21 protein-coding genes and 2 pseudogenes are annotated in these 23,096 nt (G+C 69.2%); 13 read left to right on the plus strand and 10 right to left on the minus strand.

Annotated features, from left to right (window positions below):
• Nucleotides 1-334 precede the first annotated feature (334 nt).
• The 6 genes from KOI47_RS19170 to KOI47_RS19195 all read left to right on the plus strand — a co-directional run bounded on the left by KOI47_RS19170 (nt 335) and on the right by KOI47_RS19195 (nt 5,744).
• Nucleotides 335-1,078 (plus strand): lytic polysaccharide monooxygenase, encoded by a 744-nt coding sequence (locus KOI47_RS19170; protein ID WP_216205251.1) that lies wholly within the window; start codon nt 335-337, stop codon nt 1,076-1,078.
• Between the two features lie 59 nt (nt 1,079-1,137).
• Nucleotides 1,138-1,791 carry a DUF305 domain-containing protein gene (locus KOI47_RS19175; RefSeq protein ID WP_216205254.1) on the plus strand — a complete coding sequence of 218 codons (654 nt, stop codon included), beginning with the start codon at nt 1,138-1,140 and terminating at the stop codon, nt 1,789-1,791.
• A gap of 38 nt (nt 1,792-1,829) precedes the next feature.
• The gene (locus KOI47_RS19180) at nt 1,830-2,498 is read left to right on the plus strand and encodes a VOC family protein (RefSeq protein ID WP_216205258.1); all 669 of its coding nucleotides are present in this window, start codon (nt 1,830-1,832) and stop codon (nt 2,496-2,498) included.
• Nucleotides 2,499-2,597: 99 nt separating this feature from the next.
• Nucleotides 2,598-3,476 carry a DUF222 domain-containing protein gene (locus KOI47_RS19185; RefSeq protein WP_216205261.1) on the plus strand — a complete coding sequence of 293 codons (879 nt, stop codon included), beginning with the start codon at nt 2,598-2,600 and terminating at the stop codon, nt 3,474-3,476.
• A 241-nt stretch (nt 3,477-3,717) separates the two neighbouring features.
• Entirely contained in the window at nt 3,718-4,470 is a 753-nt protein-coding gene (locus tag KOI47_RS19190; RefSeq protein WP_216205264.1) for a DUF6218 family protein, read from the plus strand.
• Nucleotides 4,467-5,744: an exonuclease domain-containing protein gene (locus KOI47_RS19195; protein WP_216205266.1), complete on the plus strand. Its 1,278-nt coding sequence runs from the start codon at nt 4,467-4,469 to the stop codon at nt 5,742-5,744. The genes KOI47_RS19190 and KOI47_RS19195 overlap by 4 nt, the downstream gene beginning before the upstream one ends.
• A 42-nt stretch (nt 5,745-5,786) precedes the next feature.
• Here KOI47_RS19195 and KOI47_RS19200 read toward each other — a convergent pair whose 3' ends face one another.
• Nucleotides 5,787-6,632 carry a fumarylacetoacetate hydrolase family protein gene (locus KOI47_RS19200; RefSeq protein WP_216205270.1) on the minus strand — a complete coding sequence of 282 codons (846 nt, stop codon included), beginning with the start codon at nt 6,630-6,632 and terminating at the stop codon, nt 5,787-5,789.
• 60 nt (nt 6,633-6,692) lie between these two features.
• Nucleotides 6,693-7,853, minus strand: a complete 1,161-nt coding sequence (locus KOI47_RS19205; protein ID WP_216205272.1) for a Gfo/Idh/MocA family protein — start codon at nt 7,851-7,853, stop codon at nt 6,693-6,695.
• Between the two features lie 238 nt (nt 7,854-8,091).
• Here KOI47_RS19205 and KOI47_RS19210 point away from each other — a divergent pair, with 238 nt between their 5' ends.
• The 4 genes from KOI47_RS19210 (at nt 8,092) to KOI47_RS19225 (ending at nt 11,719) form a co-directional block, all read left to right on the plus strand.
• Nucleotides 8,092-9,141 (plus strand): LacI family DNA-binding transcriptional regulator, encoded by a 1,050-nt coding sequence (locus tag KOI47_RS19210; protein WP_216205275.1) that lies wholly within the window; start codon nt 8,092-8,094, stop codon nt 9,139-9,141.
• Nucleotides 9,126-9,524 (plus strand): enolase-like domain-containing protein, encoded by a 399-nt coding sequence (locus KOI47_RS19215; RefSeq protein ID WP_216205278.1) that lies wholly within the window; start codon nt 9,126-9,128, stop codon nt 9,522-9,524. The genes KOI47_RS19210 and KOI47_RS19215 overlap by 16 nt, the downstream gene beginning before the upstream one ends.
• 228 nt (nt 9,525-9,752) lie before the next feature.
• Nucleotides 9,753-10,910 carry a dihydrodipicolinate synthase family protein gene (locus KOI47_RS19220; RefSeq protein ID WP_216205281.1) on the plus strand — a complete coding sequence of 386 codons (1,158 nt, stop codon included), beginning with the start codon at nt 9,753-9,755 and terminating at the stop codon, nt 10,908-10,910.
• Nucleotides 10,910-11,719 (plus strand): sugar phosphate isomerase/epimerase family protein, encoded by an 810-nt coding sequence (locus KOI47_RS19225; protein WP_216205284.1) that lies wholly within the window; start codon nt 10,910-10,912, stop codon nt 11,717-11,719. Before KOI47_RS19220 ends, KOI47_RS19225 begins: the two co-directional genes overlap by 1 nt.
• 18 nt (nt 11,720-11,737) lie before the next feature.
• Here the strand turns inward: KOI47_RS19225 and KOI47_RS19230 are convergent, their stop codons facing one another.
• The 4 genes from KOI47_RS19230 to KOI47_RS19245 all read right to left on the minus strand — a co-directional run bounded on the left by KOI47_RS19230 (nt 11,738) and on the right by KOI47_RS19245 (nt 16,964).
• A complete protein-coding gene (locus tag KOI47_RS19230) occupies nt 11,738-13,498 on the minus strand; it encodes a fatty acyl-AMP ligase (RefSeq protein ID WP_216205289.1) in 1,761 nt (586 codons plus the stop codon).
• Nucleotides 13,499-13,652: 154 nt separating this feature from the next.
• Complete coding sequence (locus KOI47_RS19235; protein WP_216205291.1) at nt 13,653-14,759, minus strand: NAD(P)/FAD-dependent oxidoreductase; 1,107 nt, start codon at nt 14,757-14,759, stop codon at nt 13,653-13,655.
• A 91-nt stretch (nt 14,760-14,850) separates the two neighbouring features.
• On the minus strand, nt 14,851-16,248 hold the full coding sequence (locus tag KOI47_RS19240; protein WP_216205294.1) for a hypothetical protein: 1,398 nt from the start codon (nt 16,246-16,248) through the stop codon (nt 14,851-14,853).
• A 65-nt stretch (nt 16,249-16,313) separates the two neighbouring features.
• On the minus strand, nt 16,314-16,964 hold the full coding sequence (locus KOI47_RS19245; protein ID WP_216205297.1) for an HD domain-containing protein: 651 nt from the start codon (nt 16,962-16,964) through the stop codon (nt 16,314-16,316).
• A gap of 71 nt (nt 16,965-17,035) precedes the next feature.
• Between KOI47_RS19245 and KOI47_RS19250 the strand changes: the two genes are divergently transcribed.
• Nucleotides 17,036-18,052: a GlxA family transcriptional regulator gene (locus KOI47_RS19250; RefSeq protein ID WP_216205301.1), complete on the plus strand. Its 1,017-nt coding sequence runs from the start codon at nt 17,036-17,038 to the stop codon at nt 18,050-18,052.
• Here KOI47_RS19250 and KOI47_RS19255 read toward each other — a convergent pair.
• Nucleotides 17,956-18,666, minus strand: coding sequence for a DUF6008 family protein (locus KOI47_RS19255; RefSeq protein ID WP_232376110.1), 711 nt, complete (start codon nt 18,664-18,666; stop codon nt 17,956-17,958). The two genes, KOI47_RS19250 and KOI47_RS19255, sit on opposite strands and share 97 nt — an antisense overlap.
• A gap of 304 nt (nt 18,667-18,970) precedes the next feature.
• Between KOI47_RS19255 and KOI47_RS36475 the strand changes: the two are divergent.
• A pseudogene (locus tag KOI47_RS36475) lies at nt 18,971-20,152 on the plus strand (M14 family metallopeptidase); the annotation flags it as partial.
• 18 nt (nt 20,153-20,170) lie between these two features.
• Nucleotides 20,171-20,758 carry a PKD domain-containing protein gene (locus tag KOI47_RS36480; RefSeq protein ID WP_232376885.1) on the plus strand — a complete coding sequence of 196 codons (588 nt, stop codon included), beginning with the start codon at nt 20,171-20,173 and terminating at the stop codon, nt 20,756-20,758.
• Nucleotides 20,759-20,873: 115 nt separating this feature from the next.
• Here KOI47_RS36480 and KOI47_RS19265 read toward each other — a convergent pair whose 3' ends face one another.
• The 3 genes and pseudogenes from KOI47_RS19265 to KOI47_RS19275 form a co-directional block, all read right to left on the minus strand.
• On the minus strand, nt 20,874-21,269 hold the full coding sequence (locus tag KOI47_RS19265) for a hypothetical protein (protein ID WP_216205307.1): 396 nt from the start codon (nt 21,267-21,269) through the stop codon (nt 20,874-20,876).
• Between the two features lie 26 nt (nt 21,270-21,295).
• Nucleotides 21,296-22,177 (minus strand): annotated as a pseudogene (locus KOI47_RS19270) (NAD(P)-dependent oxidoreductase); the annotation flags it as partial.
• Nucleotides 22,168-23,070: an NAD(P)-dependent oxidoreductase gene (locus tag KOI47_RS19275; RefSeq protein WP_216205313.1), complete on the minus strand. Its 903-nt coding sequence runs from the start codon at nt 23,068-23,070 to the stop codon at nt 22,168-22,170. The gene KOI47_RS19275 and the pseudogene KOI47_RS19270, both read right to left, overlap by 10 nt.
• Nucleotides 23,071-23,096 lie beyond the last annotated feature (26 nt).

Raw genomic sequence — 23,096 nt, forward strand, 5'->3', positions numbered from 1 at the left:
CGAAGTAGATCATCACCGCGCAGCCTAGCCGAGCGGGCGAGTCCGCTGAGCAGACCGTGGCCGCGGGACCGCGAGGGCCACGCTTGACCAGGAGCCAGTTAGCACACTATGGTCTAGACCACATCGGCAAGCGCAACCCTTTCTCGCCCTGCTCACAACCGAGATCAAGGGGAAGACGGATGTATCCCTGACACGCCTCATCGAGGGGGCGGAACCCGGCCGTGGGCCCGATCCTCGGTCACGACCGCTTGCCGTACCTCATTCCCTTTTCCCGCCCTGCGGCGAGTCCCTGCGCTCGCCTGGGAACTGTGGATGTGTCCGAGAAGGAGCTGAGATGAACCTGAAGAAGAAGCTCGCGGTGGCCGCTGCCGGCGCGGGCGTCGCCCCGCTGATCGTGGTCGCGCTACCCGCGGGCGTGGCCAACGCGCACGGCTACGTGTCCTCGCCGCCGAGCAGGCAGGCACAGTGCGCACAGGGCACCGTGCCCTGTGGCTCGATCAAGTGGGAGCCGCAGAGCGTCGAGGGTCCCAAGGGCCTGCGTAGCTGCAGCGGTGGCAACTCCCGGTTCGCCGAGCTGGACGACGACAGCAAGGGCTGGCGCGCGACCTCGGTCGGCAACTCGGTAACGTTCAAGTGGACGTTCACCGCGCGGCATGCCACCGCCAACTACCAGTACTTCCTGAACGGCCGCAAGATCGCCGAGTTCGACGGAAACGGCCAGCAGCCGCCCCCCACCATCTCGCACAACGTCAACCTCGGCGGGGTGAGCGGTCGGCAGAAGGTGCTCGCGGTGTGGAACATCGGTGACACCGGCAACGCCTTCTACGCCTGCATCGACCTCAACGTCAACGGCGGCGGTGGCGACCCGGACCCGGAGCCGACCACCACGACCACGACCCCGCCGCCCACCACGACCACCACTCCTCCGCCCAGCAGCGGCACCTGGGAGGTCGGCACGAACTACCAGGTGGGTAGTGAGGTGACCTACAACGGCACCACCTACCGTTGCCGCCAGGCACACACCGCCATCGCAGGCTGGGAGCCCGCCAGCACCCCCGCCCTGTGGCAACAGGTCTGAGTTCGCCGCGGGCCCGCGTCCCTTCCGGGCGCGGGCCCGTCGCGGGAAACAAGGCGACCATGCGCTCTGTCCTGTTCGTCCTCGTCGCCGCGGCCATGGTGGTACTCACCGGCTGCGGCAATGCGCCCACTGACGCCCCCACTGCGACGCCTCCGGGGAGCACGGCACCCACCGGGGCACCGCCTCCACCGGCCGAGCCGGCCTCGGCGCGGTTCAACGACGCCGACGTGCAGTTCCTGCAGATGATGATCCCGCATCATCAGCAAGGCTTGGACATAGTGCGCCAGGCCAAGCAGCGTGCGGGCAGCGCCGAGGTGCGCCAGCTCGCGAGCGCCGTCGAGGCGACCCAGCAGTACGAGGTCGAGACCATGACCACCTGGCTGCGCGGCTGGAACCAGCCGATCACCGCCGACCATTCCGCACCCTCCGGCCACTCTGCGCCCTCGGAGTCCGCTGAGCACGCGGAACACTCCGAGCACGCAGATATCCACACCACAGACCCCGAGGTCATCGAGGAGTTGGCCCGGACGGCGGACGAGGACTTCGACTCGACCTTCCTGAACGTGTTCACCGGTCATCAGCACAACGCCGTGGCCATGGCTCGAAAAGAGGCCGACGAGGGCGAGAACCCGGAAGCCAAGAACCTCGCCGAACGCATCGTGCAGTCCCGTACGGCGCAGATCGAGCAGATGCTGAAGATCCTCGGCGGTTAGCGCCATCCGGCGACGGAATCGTGGCCTATCGTGGAGAAATGGTGCAGAAGATCGCTCGTCTCGGTGTCCGGCAGGTCGATCTGGCGGATTGGCGGTGGTTGCTGGGAGCGCTGCGTGCTCGGTTCGAGACCAGTTCGTTCGCAGCAGGGTTCGCGTTCGTTGCGGCACTGGGGCAACTTTCCGACACGGTCGGCCATCATCCCGATGTCGATCTGCGCGCAGGACATGTCCAGCTCGTGTTGCGCAGTCCTGACGTTGACGGGGTCACCGAACGGGACGTCCAGCTAGCCGAACGGATCAGCGCGCTCGCATCCGAGCACGGGCTCACTCCGCGCCCAGAGCAGGTACGGGTGCTGGAACTGGCCCTGGACACACCTGCATCGGAAATGGTGTTGCCGTTTTGGGCGGCCATTCTTGACGGTGATGGTGACGACGCGGGCGGCGACGTCATCGACCCGGCGGGGGAACTCCCACCATTGTGGTTTCAGGTCACCGACTCGACCGCGCCTGATCGGCAGCGCTTCCACCTTGACGTCACGGTCCCACCGGAAGCCGCCGATCGGCGCATCGCCGCAGCGGTCGCCGCAGGCGGGACCGTCGTCGACGACCGCCGTGCCCCAGCGTTCATCGTGCTGGCCGACCCGGACGGCAACAAGGTCTGCATCTGCACCGCGCTGGGGCGGGACGCCCCAGAATCAACACCATAACGGCGCGAACGGTCCATTCACTACCGAAATAGAACCCGATCGAGTGGTGCGAATTCTCGTCAATTCACATCAGATATTTTCGGCGTACGCTCGAACCCCGTGAACGAACCCAACCTCAACACCGACATCCCAGGGTGGACGACGGACGAGTTCCTCGACACCCCCACCGACGACCTCAGCGAACAGGAGGCACTCGCCTTCCTCCACGGCATCACCCGCATGCAAGCCATGCTCGACGGCGCCCGCCTCAACGCGATCCACCGCTTCGCCACCCTGCGCGCCGGCGACCCACGGGTACCGGGATTCCTCGCGGCAGAGCTGAAGATGACCCGAGCCAAAGCAGGTGGCGACCTAGCGCTGGCCCACACTCTGCACACCCGACTGCCCCGAACCCGGCAGGCTCTGGCCACCGGCAACCTCGATCTCGCCCGCGCCCGGCAAATCGACCGCGCCACCACACCACTTACCGACGAGCAGGCCCGCCACGTCGACGAACGTATCCTCCCGCAGGCCTGCGACCAGAACCCGCGCCAGCTCTACGACCTACTCCGCAGAACCATCATCGAAGCCGACCCCGACGGTGCCCGGAAGCGTACCGAAGCCCGCCGGGAACAACGCGGGGTCAACCTCCAACCAGACAAAGGCGAGATGTGGTGGCTACACGCCTACCTTCCCGCCGAAGACGCCATCGCCATCGACAGCCTGATCGACTTCGTTGGCCAGCAAACCCGAACACCCGGCGACCGACGCACCTGGAACCAATGCCGCGCCGACGCCCTACGCGACCTCATCATCGGCACCCACCGCGACCGCGTCCAGACCCGTAGCTACCTCACCGACAACGCCACCGACGTCCTCGGCCTGGACGACCTCCCCCGGCGATCCACCCGGCTACGGCCCCCTGCCCGCCGACCACATCCGCGAACTCACCGACGCGCGCCAAACCGTCTGGCCCGGCGTCCACACCGACCGGCCTGACCAGCCCTGCCACGCGGTCACCACCAGCTGCCGCGTCACCAGTCAACTGATCGAGGCAATCCTGGCGACACGACGACGTACGCCAACGTCCGGCCTGCACCGCCGCAACCAACCCCGCGCTTGGACAACCACAACCAAAACCCGTCCCCTCATCTGCACCGGTCACACGGCGCCAACACAGCAACTGACATCCTTCGGCATTGCGGCGACCACGATTGCCCGAGCTGTAACGCATCGGAACGTGTCACGACATGCTGATGGAACGCGCCGACTGAGAAAGCTGGATATGGCTGCTACTACTACCGAACCAGAGCACGGCTTCGTCAACGTTGCGACCCACGTCGGAGCACCCGGCAGCGCCGTGCTGGCATTGGGTGCGGACGACGATGGCGACGCTGTGGCGTTATGGCATGTCAGCCCGCAGGGCACCAGAACCGGGGCCTGGGTGTTCTCCCAAGATGAGGCATTCGCGTCGAAAGATACCGCGCGACAACTCGTTGGCCTGCTCGAACGGCGCGCGCTCACCGCGCGACGGCCAGAGGATGTGAACGACGTCGTGCAACGTCTGGTCGCCACCGCCGACCTGGCCACCGAGCCGTGGTGGGAGCGCCAAATCTTCTCACCGATGCAGGCCTTCGGGGAGATCATGACACGTCGATCGGTTTACGAATCGACCGTGTCGGCGGTCAGGGACGGCGGGCGAAGCGCGGCACCCCTGGAATGGACACAGGACTTCGCCGCGAGCTCGGTGCCCGAAGAATTCGAGGGTATCCGTCGCTTGTCCAGGACCGGGAGGACAGCAGGCACCGCCGTGGTCGCGGAGGCACTCGTGGTCTGCCGGGTGCTGTACTGGCTGGTTCAGGTCTGGAGTGAGACCGAGCAGGTCAAGAACCGCAGGACCTACGTGCGGGATGCTCACGGCAAAGCCGAGGCGCTCCCACCGTCCTGGCTGGCCGCGGTGCGGACGGCGGGCGCGAACAGGCTGCCGTTGTGACGGCGCCGGCCGGCTACGCGGTCGTCGACACCGAGACGACAGGTCTGTTCAGCGGTTACCGGCACCGCATCGCCGAGATCGCGATCATCCAGCTGGACTTGGCCGGAACGGTGACCGGCGAATGGTCGACTCTAGTCAATCCCGATCGGGACCTCGGGCCGCAGGCTGTGCACGGAATCCGCGCCGCGGACGTTCGACGGGCGCCCCGCTTTGAACAGATCGCGGGTGACGTGGCCGAACGGCTCCGAAACCGGGTGGTGGTGGCACACAACTGGCCATTTGATGCGATGCATCTGCGTTCCGAGTTCGAACGAATGGGGATTGAGGTTCCGCTGCATCCCGATGCGGGCTTGTGCACCATGCGTGCCGCCGGTGTGGCGCTACCCGGGTCACGTCGTTCACTGATCGACTGCTGCGCTGCGGCGGGTCTGCCCGAAATGAGCTGGCACACCGCCCGTGACGACGCCATGGCCGCCGCTTTTCTGTTCCAGCACATGATGCTTCGGGAGCCGACGGCGGTCGAGGTGACCCCTGACCAGCTGCGGACTGCGGCGTGGCAATGGCCCCTCCTCGACCATCGCCAGGTAACGCCGGTACGCCGCATGCCCGCAGGACAGGTCGAGCCGCACTTCCTGGCCCGCCTGGTCGAACGCATCCCCCGGGACACACAACCAGCAGTCGACGGTTACTTCGCCATGTTGGACGGCGCGTTGCTCGATCGGCAGATCTCGGCCACCGAGGCCGACTCGCTGCTCGACATCGCCCAGGAACTCGGCTTGCACAAGGCCGACGTCCTCGCCGCCCACCGGACCTACCTGCGTGCCCTGGCACGTGCCGGATGGGAGGACGGCGTCATCACCGAGGACGAACGCCGGGACCTTGACGCGGTCGCGGCTCTGCTCGGCCTCGACCACGACAGCGTCGACGCGGTACTCGAGCAGGAACGGAATGCCCCGGCAGCCCCCGGTATCGACCGGATCACCGCGACGGTCAGCGTCGGCGGGCTGGTACTCCGCCCGGGAGACAAGATCGTCCTGACCGGTACGATGCGACGCGACCGGGAGGAGATCCGGGAGCAGATCACGGCGGCCGGCCTCAGGGTCACGACGGCCGTGAGCAAGCGAACCCGGGTCCTCGTCGCGGCTGACCCCGATTCGCTTTCCGGCAAAGCAAAGGACGCCCGGCAGCACGGAATCCCCGTCGTCGGTGAAGAAACATTCCTCCGGCTCCTTGACATGAGGCTGGATAAGGGCGCCGTCAGCGATGCGTACTGAGGAAACGTCTGGCCCTTACCGTCGCCGGCTCGGCCGCGCTGGCTACCGTGCCACGAGTTCCTGGCGCTGCCTGCCAAGCCCCTCCGCCTCCAGTTCCACCACGTCGCCGACCTTCAAATACGGGAACCGGCCGGACAGCGCCACGCCCTCCGGGGTGCCGGTGAGCAGCAGGTCACCCGGCTCCAGCGCGAGATACTGGCTGAGGTGCCATACGACGAATCCCACGTCGAAGATCATGTCCGCGGTGCTGGAGTCCTGCCGCGGCTCCCCGTTCACCCAGCTGCGCAGCCGCAACCGGCGATGATCGACCTCGTCCGGGGTGACCAACCAAGGGCCGGTCGGCGTGAACCCGGGCGCGCATTTGCCCTTGCTCCACTGGCCGCCCGAGTCGACCAGCTGGTGGTTCCGTTCGGAAAGGTCGTTGGCCAGCACGAAGCCGGCCACGTGGGCCAGGGAGTCCTCGGGTGAGTCCAGGTAGCTGGCTCGCTTCCCGATCACTACTCCGAGTTCGACCTCCCAGTCCATCCGCAGGCTGCCCGGCGGCACGGCTACGGCGTCCGTGGGCCCGCCCACGGTGTTCGGCGTCTTCAGGAACATGACCGGGGACTCTGGCCGTGGCGAGCCGGATTCGGCGGCGTGCGCCGCGTAGTTCAACCCGATACCGATCACCGCCCCCGGCCGCGCGATCGGCGGGCCGACCCTGGTCGGGGCCACCGCGAGCTCGGGGAGATCACCCGCGGCGGCCAGCTTGCGCACCGCTACCAGGCCGTCGGCTGCGAAGAACTGCCCGTCGAGGTCACCGGTGAGGCCACTGAGATCGTAGGTCGCCGAGTCGCCCAGTAGCACCGGCCGTTCGGCACCTTGCGGACCGAGCCGCGCCAGTTTCACGGTTCCTCCTCCAGCCAGTCGTCGGGACCTCTCCCCCAGCCTACGGACCCGGTGAGCGGGTCACGGCGCGAGCTCGGGGACCGGCAGCCTGCGTGCCTCGTGTGCCGACCGCAGGCCTAGCTCGGCCAGCTGCACCCCGCGAGCACCGGCGAGGAAGTCCCAGGGGAACGGCTCTCCGGAACCCACGTGCCGCAGGAACAACTCCCATTGCCGCTTGAATCCGTTGTCGAACTCCTCGTTGTCCGGGACCTCCTGCCACTGCGCCCGGAAGTCCTCACCCGCGGGCAGGTCCGGATTCCATACCGGTTTCGGGGTGGTCGCGCGGTGCTGCACCCGGCAGCGCCGCAGGCCGGCCACCGCGCTGCCCTCCGTGCCGTCCACCTGAAACTCCACCAGCTCGTCTCGGAACACCCTGGTCGCCCAGGACGAGTTGATCTGCGCGACGATCCCGCCGTCCAACTCGAACACGCCGTACACCGCGTCGTCCGCGGTGCACTCATAGCCGGCACCCCGCTCGTCCACCCGTCGTGGGATGTGCGTGGCGGTGAGCGCCTGCACCGAGCGCACCGGGGCGATGATGTCCTCCAGCACGTAACGCCAGTGGCAGAACATATCGCTGGTGATGCCGCCGCCGTCCGCGGCACGGTAGTTCCAGGACGGGCGCTGCGCCTCCTGCCAGTCCCCCTCGAAGATCCAGTACCCGAACTCGCCGCGCACCGCGAGGATCTGCCCAAAGAACCCGCCGTCGACAAGGCGCTTCAGCTTCCGCAGGCCGGGCAGAAACAGCTTGTCCTGCACCACGCCGGCGGAGATCCCGGCGGCACGGGCGAGCCTGGCCAGCTCGAGCGCGCCCTCGGTACTCTCCGCGATCGGTTTCTCGGTGTAGACATGCAGACCGGCCGCAATGGCCCGGCGCACCGACTCCTCACGGCGGCTGGTCACCTGCGCGTCGAAGTAGACCTCGGCCCCGGGGGTGGCCAGCGCTTCGTCCAGGTCGGTGGTCCACCGGTCGAGGCCGTGCTCCTCGGCGATCGCGGCGAGCTTGGCCTCGTCCCGCCCCACCAGTACGGGTTCGGGCAGCAGCACGGTACCATCGGCCAGCCGTAACCCGCCCTGCCGCCGGATGGCTACAATGGACCGTACGAGATGCTGCCGGTAACCCATTCGCCCGGTCACCCCGTTCATCACGATCCCGATCGACCGCTGCTCGTGTCCCGCCATTCCTGTCCTTCCTTCCTGTTCACTCGGCCACCGTCGCGGCGCCGAGATGCTCGCGGATCCGCCGGGTGGCCGTGGCGAACTCCGGTTCCGCTATGGTGGGCGGACCGGGAGGCACTCGATCGAGATCGCCGTTCCGATGGGTGAATGCGCTTTCTGAATGCGCTTTCAGGTAGAGTATGCACGGGTTCCTTCTTGGTCAAGAAGTGCTCGGAACCTCGCCCGCCGTGAGGAGTTGTGCATGGACAGCCATCCGCATGTGACGCTCGAGGACGTCGCCCGCGCCGCCGAGGTGTCGCTGGCGACCGCTTCCCGGGCACTGAACGGCACCACCAAGGTGCGCCCCGACCTGCACGAGCGGGTGCTCGCCGCCGCGGAGAAGCTCGCCTACACTCCGAACGCCCACGCGCAGGCGCTTGCCGGCGCCTCGCACCGGACCGTCGGCGTGATCTGCCACGACGTGAGCGATCCCTACTTCGCCGCGATCGCCCGCGGAGTGATGCGAGTGGCAGACGAGAACGAACTGCTGGTCATGCTGGCCAGCACCTTCCGGGATCCGCAGAAGGAAATCGCCTACGTCTCCACCCTGCGCGCCCAGCGCACCTCGGCCATCCTGCTGGTCGGTTCCGGTTTCGAGGACCGTTCCTGGGAGCGGGCGCTGGCCGCGGAGATCGAGCCGTACCGGCGCGGCGGCGGCAGGGTGGCCGTGGTCAGCAGGCACCGCGGCCTGCGGGTGGACAGCGTGCAGCCCGCCAACCGGGAGGGGGCGGCGAGGCTGGCCGAGGAACTGCTCAGCCTGGGGCACCGCCGGTTCGCCGTGCTCACCGGACCGCGTCAGCTGACCACCGTGGTCGACCGGCTCGAGGGTTTCCGGGAGACCCTGGCCGAAGCCGGGGTGCGGCTCGCCGAACGCGATATCGTGGAGTCGGCGTTCACCAGGGACGGCGGGCATGCCGCGATGTCCGAGCTGATCTCCAGGGGGCTCGAGGCCACCTGCGTGTTCGCGGTGACCGACGTGATGGCGATCGGCGCCCTCACCGCGGCGCGAGAAGCCGGGATCGCCGTACCGGAGCAGCTCTCGCTGGCCGGCTTCGACGACATCCCGGTGGTGCGGGACCTGACGCCGGCGCTGACCACCGTGGCGCTGCCGCTGGAGGACCTGGGGGCACGGGCGATGGAGCTGGCCATCCGGGACAGCCGCAGCAGCCGCAGCCGGGTGCTGCGGATCGAGGGCGAGGTACGGTTGCGCGCCAGTGTGTCCCGGCCCGCGGACCGGTGGGCGGGGTACTGAGCACGCTGTCCGGCCTCATCATCGACCGGATCCGGACCTTCGCGGTCGGCCTGCCCACGCTACGCTCCTTCGACGTCTCCGGCGGCGCGGTCACCGTCGCCGGGAAGCCGAGCATGCGGGTGCTGGTAAAGGTCAGCGCGGACGGGGTGCACGGCTGGGGCGAGGTCACACCGCTGCCCAGCTGGGCCTACGAGACCACCGAGTCGATCGTCAGCACCATCCGACCGCTACCTCGCCGCCCGCCGTACTCGGCCTCCCCTGCTGGGGCGCGCACTGGGAATGCCGGTGGCATGCTGTGGGACAGGCGCCGGGCGGAGCGCATCCGGCTGGACTGGGTGGTCGGCGGGCAGGGTGTGGAGCAGGTCGCCGACTCGGTGGCGTAGGCAGCACCGTGGGTGGACGCCAACCAGGGATTCACCGCCGCCACGGCACTGCCCTGCCGGTGGTGCTGGACGCGAGCCTGCCCCATCCGGGCGATCTGGCCACCTTTTATCCGACTGGACGCGGTGGACGTCGCGAGCTGGCCCGGCATCTTGTCCTCGACACCTGCTCTCAGCTAACGTATGCGAAAGCGCTTTCGGTAAGCGCTTTCTCAAGTGGAAGGGCTTCGCATGGCTGGGTTGTTGCTACCGACACGGGACGGCGAGCTGGAGCACTGGTCGCCAACCGGGCCGGCCGCGCCAGCGCCGCCACCGAAGCCGCCCGCGGCGCGGGTGGCCTACGCCGCGGCCCATGTCGTCGCCGACCCGCTCTCCCCCGGTGAGCCGGGTGCCGCGTCGGCGCTGGACTGGGAGGCGACCCTGGCGTTCCGGCGGTACCTGTGGTCCTGCGGGCTGGGCGTGGCCGAGGCGATGGACACCGCGCAACGCGGTATGGGCCTGGACTGGCCCACCACCCGGGAACTCCTCCGCCGCACGGGAGCCGAGGCACGAGACTGCGGCGGCAGCTGGGTGGCCGGAGTCGGCACCGATCAGCTGCCAGCCGGGCCCGCCGGGGTGGACGAGGTGGTCGCGGCCTGGCGGGAACAGCTCGACCTGGTCGTCGAGGCTGGGGCGACGCCGGTGGTGATGGCCAGCAGGGCGCTCGCCGCCGCGGCGCACGGACCGCAGGACTACCACCGCGCGTACGGCGCGCTGCTGTCCGGATGCCGCCGCCCGGTACTGCTGCACTGGCTCGGCGAGCAGTTCGACCCGGCACTGCGCGGGTACTGGGGGCACACCGAGGTGCGTGCCGCGGCGCGGGAGCTGTCCGCGCTGTGCGCCGAGCATGCCGCGGTGCTGGCCGGGGTCAAGGTCTCGGTGCTGGACGCGGAGGTGGAGATCGAGTTCCGCCGCTCGCTGCCGCCAGGGGTGGCCTGCTACACCGGGGACGACTTCGGCTACCCCGGCCTGATCGCGGGCGACGAGCATGGGCACAGTGAGGCGCTGCTGGGCATCTTCGATCCGATCGCTCCGGTCGCGGGCACGGCGCTGGCCAAGCTGGACGAGGGCGACCGGGCCGGGTTCCTCGATCTGCTCGCACCGACGGTCCCGCTGGCACGGGAGATCTTTCGCGCGCCGACCCGGCACTACAAGGTGGGCGTCGTGCTGCTGGCCTATCTGGGTGGCCATCAGCGGCATTTCCGGATGCTCGGCGGGCTGGAGTCGGCCAGGTCGGTTCCGCACCTCGCCGAGGTACTGCGGCTGGCCGACCGGGCCGGGGTACTTCCCGACCCGGACCTGGCGGTGGCGCGGATGCGCCCGCTGCTGGCAGCCGCGGGGGTGTACTGATGGACCGGCTGAGCCTGAACCAGATCACCACCAACGGCTGGTCACTACCGGAGGCGGTGGCAGGCTGCGCGCAGGCAGGCGTCGGCTGGATCAGTCTGTGGCGGGACAAGGTTGCCGAAGTGGGGGTGACAGCCGCCGCGGACATGGTGCGGCGCAACGGGTTACAAGTCTCCTCGCTGTGCCGAGGGGGATTCCTCACCGGAGTCGCCCCGGACGGCTCCGATGTGGACGGTATAGCGGACACCGCGGTGGCCATCGAGGAGGCGGCCCGGCTCGGCGCGGAGGTACTGGTGCTGGTGGTCGGCGGGATCGCAGGCAACGACCTTGCCGGCTCCCGGCAGCGGGTGGCCGACGGGGTCGGCGAGCTGGTCCCGCTCGCCGCCCGCCACGGGGTGCGGCTCGGGCTGGAACCGCTGCACCCCATCCAATGCGCCGAACGCTCCGTACTGTCCACGCTGGATCAGGCGCTGGACATCGCCGAGCAACACCCCGCCGAGACGGTGGGGGTGATCGTGGACGAGTTCCACGTGTGGTGGGACCCGCGGGTGGAACAGGCGATTACCAGGGCCGCCGGGCGGATCGCCGGGTTCCACGTCTGCGACCAGCTGGTACCGCTACCCGATCCGCTACTGGGCCGCGGCCTGCCCGGCCAGGGCCCGATCGAACACCGGCGGCTGCGCGCCTGCGTGGAGGCGGCCGGTTACCGGGGGCCGATCGAGGTCGAGGTGTTCAACGCCGAGCTGTGGCGAAGGCCGGGCGCGGAGGTACTGGCCGAGGTGATCTCCTCCTACGCCGAACACGTCGCCTGAGTTTCCCCGCCGGGATGCTCAGTGTGCGCGCACCACGGCAGGCAGCTCACCGGCCTGGTAGCGGGTCCGGCACCGGGCACGCTGGATCTTCCCACTGCCGGTGCGAGGAAGGGAGCCGGGCCGCAGATACGTCAGGTCATGCAGCCGCAGCCCGTGCTGGGTGAGCAAGGCACGTCGCAGCGCCAGCTCGATATCGCGCCGGTCGGCGAGCCGTGGCAGTTCCCGCGGGGCAACCTCGACGAGGACGACCACCCGCTCCGAGCCGGTCTCCTCGTCGACGAACCCGAAGGCGGCAATGCGGTCCCGGCAGAGCACGGGGTGGACCTTCCGCACGGTGTGTTCGACGTCCTGCGGGCAGTGGGCGAAGCCGGCCGCGATGATCAGGTCCTCGATCCGGCCGGTGACGTACAGCAGGCCCTGGTGTAGGAATCCGAGATCACCGGTGCGCAGCCACGGTTGCCGCGGGGTGCCCGCCGAGGGGCTCTCCAGCCGTGCGCCGAAGGTGCCCGGCGGGCGCTGGGGACGACCCCAGTAACCCGCCGCGATATTCGTTCCGTGCAGCCAGATTTCGCCCACCCATCCGTCGTCGAGTTCGGTGCACCACTCCGGTTCCACGATGCGCACCAGTTGTCCGGCGGGCCGTCCCGCGGCGACCAGCCTGCGTGCCCTGGCCGAGTCGGGCGGTGCCGCGCGGGCGGTGGCCGTGCCGAGGCCCTCCGCGTCGAAGGCAGTGATCGTCGGGTCGCCGGTGGTCACCAGCGCGGTCGCCTCGGCGAGGCCGTAGGCGGTGCGGAGCGCGCCCGGTGCCAGGCCATGTGGTGTGAACTCCTCGCGGAACCGCTCGACGATCCCGGCCCGGATCGGCTCGCCGCCGTTCAGCAGGCATTGCACCCCGCGCAGGTCCAGCCCGGTTCGCTCGCGCCGCGGGATGCGAGTGCATTGTTCGAAGGCGAAGTCGGGCGCAGCCCCGTAGCATCGGGAGAAGCGGGACAGCAGCCACAACCACCGCGCGGGCCGTTGTGCGAATGCCAGCGGTGCCAGGTATACCGACCGCTGGCCGAGCAGCATCGGCAGCCCGATGGTCGCCAGCAGGCCCAGATCCTGTAGCGGCGGGAGCCAGTTCACCGCGGTGATCCCGGTGTCGCCTGCTCCGCACGCCTGCCGTGCCTGCCGCACATTCGCCACCAGGTTGGCGTGCGTGATCATGGCACCGGCCGGCGCACCGGACGAGCCCGAGGAGAACCGCAGGTAGGCCACATCCGCGCCGCGCGGTTCCGGTGCTGCGTACCGGGCGGCCGAACCCAGGTCGAGATCGTCCACCGCCACCAGCTTTCTGGCATCGGCCCCGGCGCATTGTTCGACGAACCGCCGGATCACGGGCAGGGCGTCCCGGGTGGTGAGAACGAACTCCGGATCGCATTCACCGAGGACGAGCTCCAGCCTGCCACCCTGCCCCGCCACGTCCGGACCGAGCAGCGGCACCGCGACGATCCCGGCGGCGAGGCAGCCGAGGAAGGCGAGCACGGAGAGGTTTCCTTGCGGGGTCAGAATCGCAGCCCGGTCCCGCGGCCGTGCGCCCGCCTCGTGCAGGCGCACGGCCAGCGCCCTGGTCAACTGGTCCAGTTCGGACCATCGTACGGTGTCAACCAGTCCTTCCCGGTGCCGGGCGTAGTCCACATAGCTGAGCGCGGGCGCCGTGGGCTGAACCTCGGCCCAATGGGATAGCCATCCGACGAGAGTGTCCTGTGTGGGCGGTGCCGGATCGGTGCTGGAGGTCATCGCGTCACCTCAGCGGGGAGGTCTGGGGTTCCGGAGGCAAAGCCCGGAACACCGGATCGTAGGGACCTCCCCGGATCCGGTCCACCACACCGGCCCGGTTTTTCCGTTGTTTTTTCATCGACCAGAACCGGGTAATCCGAGAGTAATGGGATGGCTATTTCAGCACCGCGGGGCGGCGCTGGAGGAACAGCGCGCCGCGGACGATGACCTCCTTGTACCTGGCCGCCAGCCTGCCGGTGAGTACGGCCTCGACCGGGCTGTCGTCGGCCCGGACGAACTGGACGAGCGCGTCCCGCCTGCCGAGGCTGATGCACTGGTTGACATAGCGGAACTTCAGCGGACGCGGCTGTTTGCCCGCCAGCCTGCCTGCGATCGCACCCACCGCCCTCGGCGCGGACGGGATCCCTGTGGCGCAGGCCATCCGCAGCTCCTGGCCGCCCGGCATGCGGGCGGCCGCGGCGTCCCCGATCCCGTAGACCTCCGGGTGCGAGACCGATCGCAAGGTCTCGTCAACCAGCATGCGGCCATGCCCGTCAACGGCGAGCCCCGCGGCCCGCGCCAGGTCGGGCACCCGGAAGCCGGCCGTCCAGACCACGGTGTCGGCGAGGAGATGCGTTCCGTCCGCCAGCAGCAGGCCGTCCGGGCGGACCTCGCTGATCCGCGCCCCGGCACGGACCTCGATGCCGAGACGGTCGGTCACCCTGCGCAAGTGCCGCCGACCGCGTTCGGACAACGACTCCCCCAGCCGCCCGGCGGTGACCAGGAGCACCTTCAGCTCCGGCCGGAACTCGGCCAGCTCGGTGGCGGCCTCGATACCGGTCAGCCCGGCTCCTGCCACGGCCACCACCCCGGCGCCGGACGCGATCCGGTCCCGCAGCCGCTGCGCCTGCTCGACTCCGGCCACGGTGTAGGCGTGTTCGGCCACGCCGGGAACGGAGTCCAGGTCGGCCTGGCTGCCCAGGGCGTAGATCAGCTGGTCGTAGTGCAACGCCCCGGCGCCGTCCAGCTGGACCGTGCGGGCATCCGGGTCGATACCGGTCACCCTGCCGATCACCGGGCGCACGCCCGTGCCCGCCAGCAGGCCGGTCAGGGGCAGCTCGCGCAGCGTCTGGCCGGCGGCGAGCTGGTGCAACCGTACCCGCTCGACGAACCGGTCACGCTCGTTTACCAGTGTCACGTTCGCGCCGGTGCGCCGGGCCGCCAGCTTGGCGGCGATCAGGCCCGAGTAGCCCGCGCCGAGGACCACGATGTGCGGTGTCATCGGTTTCTCCCTTCGTCCTGAGGAAGAACCGAAGACCGGGTCCTGTCGTGACGGCACGGCCGGTGACCTCGGTCACGCCGATCCCGCGGGCTCAGCCGAGCGGCGCCGACACGTGGTCCAGGGCCCAGTTGGCCGAGCCCGGGGTGCGTTCGTTGCAGTAGTAGCTGTGCAGGGTGCCGCCGAAGACGTGCTGGAACACGCAGGCCGATCCCGCCCCATACACCGGGTTCGCCGGGACCTCGAAGAATCCCGTCGTCGGGCTCGTGCTGGTGAGCACGCGGCTCATCCACACGTTCTGATTCTCGTAGGTCTCCACCACGAGGTAGTACAGCTCGCCCACCTTCACCACCTGCGGGGCAGCCACCACCTCCGCGGAGTACACCACCAGTTCCCCGATATCCGCCGGATCGGCTGTGAACAGGCCGTCGAAGTCCGCCGCGGCCCGGACCCTGATCGTGAAGACGTCCCCGTCCCGGCGGAACCAGTAGAGGTACACCCGCCCATCGGCCGGATCCCGGAACAGTGTCGGGTTCCCGTTCTCCCGATGCGGTTCCTTCACCAGCGGGCGCGGCTCGGTGAATCGGGTACCCGCCAACCCGTCGGTACTTTTCCTGCCGACGACGTAGTAGGGCAACCCGTCCGGGCTGCCGCCGCACCAGTACACGTTGTGCACGAGCGCGATGGCCTCGCCGTCCCGCAGCGCCGAGCACCAGCGTTCGCCGTGCCCGGTGAACAGCGGTTCCTCCTGCTGATCCCAGGCCGGGGTGGCGGGATCGTCCGCCCGCGCGATCCCGATGCCGGAACATCCGGAGTGCCCGTAGTACCCGAGGTAGCGGTAGCCCTGGTTCACATCGGGTGCGCGGTCCGGGTTGATGTCCAGCACGCTCAGGGTGTGCGGGCGGTCGTCCGGACCGGTCCACGGCAGCGGCCGCAGCACCCCGCGGTGCGGCTCACCGAGCGAGAAGTAGCCGTCCTCGCCGGTCGGCGAGTCATAGGGATAGGCGTGGAACAGGAAGGTTTTGTCCCGGTATCCCAACGATTCCATTCGTTCGTCGGAGATTTCGCCTTCCCGCAGGGTGATCCAGTCGCGGTCGGTCGGATGCCACCAGCGGTGTACCGCCACCGTGCCCGGTCGCGCCGCGGGAAAGGCGAAGTACTGGAACACTTTGATCGTGTACCCGTACTCTCGCATGCGCTCGTCACTGATCGAGCCATCGGGAACGTCGACCCAGTCCTGGTCCGCGGGGTGCCACCAGCGGTAGTTGGCCACCAGCTCGGTATTCCCGATCAGATACACGTAGAACTGCACCTCGGGGAACGGCTCGTAGCCGTAGGACTCAAGCCGTTCCCGCGCCGGATGACTTCCATGCGCGGGAACGGAGATCCAGTCCCGGTCCCCCGGATGCCAATAGCGATGCACTGGAGTCGCGGCGCCACTTCCCGGTTCGAGCAGAAGTCCTCCCGGCGCCGCGTTCGCGGCCGCACTCATGCGGACAGTTTACGCTCGGGCGGGAATCGGGCCATCCGCCAAAACGCGGAACTCCTTGGCCGGTATCAGTTTCCCCACCGTCCGGCATCGGCTTCTCGTTCCAGTCCGCTGCGGTGCGGTGGCTGGGACCGTTCCCGGACCAGATCCGCGACGATCGAGTACGGCGGCGCCTTCTCCGGCCTGGCCGGCACCTGCGCGAGGATCTCCTCGGTCAGCGTGGTGGCCATGGCATGCCGCGGGTAGGTGCGATGGATGGCCGCGCCGTCGGCCGCGGAGACGAAATCCACGCCGAATCCGAAGTCCATCCCGATCCCGTCGTGGGTGAGCCGGCACAGCGCGCCGCGCCGCCCGGCGATGCCGACCGAGGTATGCAGCGCTATCGCCTCCCAGACGGCGTCCACCTCGGCGGCGGGCAGGCCGTTCTCGGTGAGGAACTCGGCCGCCACGTCGGCACCGTCCACTTCGAACCGTTGGTGCCGGTTGCCCCGCTCGCTGAGCCCGATGTCGTGCAGCACGCAGGCGTACAGCAGCAGGTCCGGGTCGTAGTCCCCGCCCGCGCTCATGCCCTGGTGCTCGGCGAGCAGGCGGGCGAACAGGAAACTGCGGATGCTGTGGTTGGCCGTGGCCGCGCTCTCCGCGGCGACGGCGAGTTCCACGGCCCGTGCGGCGAGCCCGGTCGAAGGAAGGTCGAGCACGGCGGGTTTGTCCTCGTTCATACCGCTCATCATCACGGGTGGGTGGCTCCGGCAGGGATGGCAGGAATGACAGCTTCCGCTACTATCCGGCCATGAACACTCACCGGGTGGCCGTGCTGGTGCTGCCGGATGTGGTGCCCCTCGACCTCGCCATCCCGACCCAGATCTTCGCCGAGGAAGGCGGGATGCCCTACCGGCTCACGCTGTGCGGAACCGAACCGGGGCCGGTGCAGACGACAGCCGGATACGCCGTGCAGGTCGGCGCCGGGCTCGCCGCGGCGGCCAGGGCGGACACCATCGTGGTACCCGGTTACCAGCCCCATCTGCGCCAGGTACCGCCCGCGGTGTGCCGGCTGCTGACCAGGGCACACGAGCGGGGCAAGCGGATCGTCTCCATCTGTACCGGTGCGTTCGCGCTGGCCGCGGCCGGGGTCCTGGACGGCCGCACCGCCACCACGCACTGGATCGCCGCGGACGAGCTGGCCGAGCACTATCCTCGGGTGCGGGTCGACCCGGACGTGCTGTACGTGGACGAGGGCACGGTGCTCACCTCCGCCGGGATCGCCGCGGGGATCGACCTGTGCTTGCACATCATCCGATGCGACCTTGGCGCCAGGACGGCCGACCGGGTGGCCAGGGCCATCGTGGCGGCGCCGCACCGGACCGGCGGACAGGCCCAGTACATCCGCAGGCCGCCCCCGCGGGAGGCCGGAACCTCGCTCGCCGACACCCTGGCCTGGGCCCGGCAGCGGCTGCACGAACCGCTCACCGTCGCCGATCTCGCCGCGCACGCGCACGTCTCGCCCCGCACCCTGGCCCGGCGGTTCCTCGCCGAGACCGGGACCTCGCCGCTGCGCTGGCTGCTGACCGCACGGATCGACCTCGCCAGGCAGCTGCTGGAGAGCGGCGACCTGGGTATCACCCAGATCGCCCACTCCTGCGGGTTCGGTAGCGGACCCAACCTGCGCAAGCACTTTCACCGGCTGGTCGGTACCTCACCCACCGCCTATCGTCAGTCGTTCGCCTTTACCGCCACGGACCCGGCGAGTTCCGGCTCGGCGACAGCGCCTGGCTCCGCCGGTGCGCTCGAGGCGGTGCGGGTACGATAGCTCGCCTCGACCGTGTGGCGTTCCCGCCACAGGTGGTAGACCGCGATGGCGAAGATGACCGAACCCACGACGTTGGCGATGAAGTGCCACCAGATCCGGTAGGTCCACAGCCCCGGCCCGGGGTCGAGGAAACCGAAGAAGGTGGACATGCCGATCGCCTGGTTGGCGCCGAGCGCGACGGTGAGAGTCAGCGCCACGTGCTCGAGCCCGTGGATACCCTGCATCCACACGCCCATCTTGCCCCACTTGCGGGCCTTGGTGTTGAGCGCCCGCTTGGTGATCAGCATGACGCCGACCAGCCCGGCGAGGAAGATGAAGTTGCCGGTCATGTGCAGGATCTCCATGCCGAGTGACGGCTTGGAGGAGTCCACCACACCGAGCCCGTCCGCGAGCCCGGTGCCCCACGGCGTCATCCACGCCCGGTCATTCGGGTGGGCGACCCAGTAGCCCACCTGCGCGAAATGTTCCTGAACATGGCCGAGCTGGCCGATGATCCCGAGAATGACCACGCCTGCCGAGCCGCGGAACAACCACGGGCGAACGGGGCCGCGGTTCGCGTACGCCAGCACGCCGACCGCCGCCCACATGGCGACGGCCCATAGCACGAGTAACACTGCCCCGAGTGTGTCCAGGGTCGAAGGAGCACCGCCCACGACCTAACCTCCCTACACCGACGGTAAGTCTACGTATCGCCGTTCCAGACTTCGCCGGATACGCAACGGGGAGCAACTTCCAGGTTGCGCTGCGTCGCGTACGCGATAACTAGGTAGGCCACCTAATGTTCCCCCGATTGCATGCGATGGGCGGCCACAGCGAGGCTCGCAGGGCCCTGCGGCATACGGCGGCCGGCACGCGCCGTATGCCGGATTCAGCTATCCGGAGGTCGCAGACATGTTCCGAAGACTGCTTCCCCTCGCCATGGGGTTCGCGCTACTGGCGCCACCGGCGGTCACCATCGCCGAAACCCAGCAGGACGAACCGGCTCCCGCCGATCCGGGGGTCTACCTGGTGCGGGGCGCGGACACCCGGGACGAGCGCACGAGCGTCGCGCGTACCGGTGCCGCGATCGACGAGATCGGCGCCGACCACGTCCTGGTCTCCGCGCTGCCGGGTGAGGCGGCCGCGATCGGGGAACTCGGTTTCGAGGTCACCCGGCAGGCGAGCGCGATGGACTTCCCGCCATCGGACTCCGGCTACCACAACTACGACGAGCTGCGCACCGAGCTCGACCGGATCGCCGCCGACCACCCCGGCCTCGTCGAACTCGGCAGCATCGGGCAGTCCTACGAGGGCCGGGAGCTGCCGCTGGTGAAGATCAGCGACAACGTGGCCACCGACGAGGACGAGCCGGAGGTGCTGTTCACCTCCAACCAGCACGCCCGCGAACACCTCACCGCGGAGATGGCGCTGTACATCGCGAACCTGCTCACCGATTCGCATGGCAGCGACGACCAGATCACCCGCCTGGTGAACCAGCGGGAGATCTGGATCATCCCGATGGCCAATCCGGACGGGGTGGAGTACGACGTGGCCACCGGCCAGTATCGCTCCTGGCGGAAGAACCGGCAGCCGAACGGCGGCTCGACCGGAACCGACATGAACCGCAACTGGGACTACAAGTGGGGCTGCTGCGGCGGTTCCTCCGGCAACCCGGCGAGCAACACCTACCGCGGCCCCAGCGCCGAGTCCACCCCGGAGGTCAACGCGATCGCGGACTTCGTGCGCGGCCGCGTCGTCGGCGGTACCCAGCAGATCACGGCGCATATCGACTTCCACACCTACAGCGAGCTGGTGCTGTGGCCGATGGGCTACACCTATGACGACACCGGCCCGGACATGCCGCGGGACGCGCACGACACGTTCGAGACCATCGGCAGGGAGATGGCGGCCACCAACAACTACACGCCGCAACAGTCCAGCGACCTGTACATCACCGACGGTTCGGTCAACGACTGGATGTGGGCAGTGCAGGACATCTTCTCCTTCACCTTCGAGATGTACCCGCGCAGCTCGAACCCCGGTTTCTACCCGCCGGACGAGGTGATCGACCGGGAGACCGCGCGTAACCGAGAAGCCGTCCTCTCGCTGCTCGACTACGCCGACTGCCCCTACCGCGCCATCGGCAAGCAGGACCAGTACTGCGGCTCGGACGAGCCGGGGGCGCCGACCGCGGAGTTCACCGAACAGTGCTCGGAGACCGAACCGTCCTGCACCTTCGACGCGAGCGCTTCGCGGGACCCGGACGGCACAATCGAGTCCTACGCCTGGGACTTCGGGGACGGCAACACCGGTACCGGGGTACGTCCGGGTCACACCTACGCACAGCCGGGTGAGTACACCGTGACCTTGACGGTGACCGATGACGCGGGCAACACCGACGAGGCGACCCGCACGGTCACCGCCGGCAGCCCGCCCGACACCGGGGAGCCGCCCGCGGCCGCGTTCACCGTGGACTGCTACTACGACGAATGTTCCTTCGACGCATCCGGCAGCACCGACCCCGATAGTGACATCGCGTCCTATGCCTGGGACTTCGGGGACGGCCGGTCGGGTACGGGCGCGGCTGCGAGCCACCGCTACCCGGCGCAGTCCGCCTCCTACACCGTCGAGCTGACCGTGACCGATGCGGCGGGCAACAGCGACAACGCCACCCGTCCCGTGCAGTGCTGGAACTTCGGCAGCAGAGCCTTCTGCTTCGCCGGCTGACCACCCGCCGCTGTGAGTGGCCCGCCCACCCGTCTCCCACCACCACCCAGACGGAGGCGCTGACGCGCCACTGTGTTCCCTGTATTCCCCGCAGGGAACGGGCCACTCACAGCGGTCAGTCCTCGAGGGCCCGGAGCAGCCAGGGTGCCTCGTCTGGATGGAGCCGCAGCTCGATGCGGCCGTCCGCGGAGCACAGGGTGACGGCCTTGCGGTCCGCCGCCTGCAATGTCAGTCCCTCCGGCCGGAACGCGACCAGTTGCCGCTGGCCCTTGCCCCGCCAGGTGACGCCTTCCCCACCGCCGACGGCAACGTGGCCTTCCTGCTCCCGCCCACCCGTACGATCAGGGTCCCGCAGCACGGCATAGAGCTCGGCCCGCTCACCACGGGCCAGCGCCGCCTGCCGCGCGCGGCGCCGCCGCCGTTCCCACAACTCGTGCAGGTCGAGCATGCTCGCGAGGTGCCCGGCAAGGACCACCAGGCCGCGGAACACGGCTGCCAGCAACTCGGACATGCATCAAGAGATACCAGGGGATGGTTTCAGGGTGTGCGGATGACCTCGTAGAGGCTGGTCCAGCCGCTGCGGCCGTGGCCTGCGGCGATGGCCCGGTCGTAGTGCGCCTTCACCGCGGCCGGCAGGGCGAGGTCGATCCCGGCGTCCTTGCTGGCGCCGAGGATGTGCTCGGCCGTCGCGCCCATCATAGTCACGTTGGCCAGCTCACCGGGATAGCTGCGCTGGTCGATCTCCCTGGCCGAGTCGGTCAGGTACGAGGACAGGGTGTCCATGAACCCGGCCGCGTAGGGCTGGAAGGTCTCCGCGGACACCCCCGCGGTGCCGACCAGCGCCGCCGCGTGCAGGTAGGCCGAGAGCGAGGTCAGGAAGATGTCCAGCAGCGCCTGGTAGTACAGCTGCGCGAGCCGGTGGTCCGCGCCGCGGTAGTCGGCCTTCCCGAGCAACCGCAGCGTCGGCTCGTGCGCGTCGAACGCCTCCCGCGGACCGCTGTAGAACACCAGCGAGCCGTCCTTGCCCACCAACGGGGCCGGCACCATGACACCACCCACGATCAACTGGGCGTCCCGCTCGGCCAGCCATTCCGCCGCCACGGCGGTGCGCTGCGGGGTGTCCGAGCTCAGGTTGACCACCACCCGGCCGGACAGCGCCGTGCCCGCCGGGGCAAGCACGTCGTACATGGCCTGGTAGTCGGTCAGGCTGAGCAGGACGAGCTCGTTCGCCGCCACCGCGTCCCGAACCGTGGCCGCCAGGGTCGCGCCCTCAGCCACCAGGTCCTCGGCCCGGCTCGGGGTGCGGTTCCACACGGTGACCGGATGCCCGGCCGCAAGGAAGGTCCGCGCCATGGCCTGCCCCATCGGTCCCAGGCCGATCACGGTCACCGGCGTCTGTGCGTTGGTGCTCATGGTGTCTTGCTCCGTTCCGTCGTTGCCTTCCCGAGCAGCTCGATCACGCTGCTGAGGTCCTCGTGCCCATGTCCCTGCGCCACCCGGCGTTCCATCAGCGGACCCAGCGGCGCCAGCAACTCGGCGCTGATGCCCTGTTCCCGCGCGGCGATGAGGTGGTTGCCGAAACCGGCCGACTGCATGCCGAGGTTGGAAACCACCCCGGTGGCGTAATCGCCGGTGCCGACCCGGCCCGCAGTCTCCTGGACGAACCCGCTCATGCTGCCCAACCACTCGTTCAGCAGCGGGGCGAAGGCTCCCGGCTCGACGCCCGCGCTGCGGACCAGCGCGAAGGCATGCAGCACGCCCATGGTCATCCCGTACATGCCGCCCAGCAGGGCCAGGTCGTACACCGCCGCGAGGCCGGGTTCGGTGCCGACGAACCGGCTGTCGGCGAGCAGATCCAGCGCCTGCCGGTGCCGGTCGAAGGCCGCTCGGGAGCCGCTGTACAGGATGAAGGCCTGCGGCGTTCCGATCATCGGCGGGACGGCCATGATCCCGCCGTCCAGGTAGTCCGCGCCCTGCTCGCGTACCCGGCCTGCCAGCTTCCTGGCCTGGCCGGGGGTGCCGTTGGTCAGGTTCGCCACGGTCCGGCCCGCGAGCGCGGCGCCGACCGGGTGCAGCACCTCACGCACGGACGCCTCGTCCAGCAGACAGACCAGTACCAGCTCGCTCGCGCCGATCGCCTCGGCGGCCGTGCCTGCCGGGGTGGCTCCCTTCTCGGCCAGCACCTCCGCCTTGGCGGGTGAGCGGTTCCATACCGCCGTCGGATGGCCCGCCGCCAGCAGGGTCTCGGCCAGCGCGGTACCCATCGCGCCGAGGCCGAGCACCGTCACGGCGGGTTTGTCGGGGTGAGACATACGTTCCGCTCCGCTCTCCTTCGTGC

The sequence above is a fragment of the Amycolatopsis aidingensis genome (assembly GCF_018885265.1).
Lineage (GTDB): Bacteria > Actinomycetota > Actinomycetes > Mycobacteriales > Pseudonocardiaceae > Amycolatopsis > Amycolatopsis aidingensis.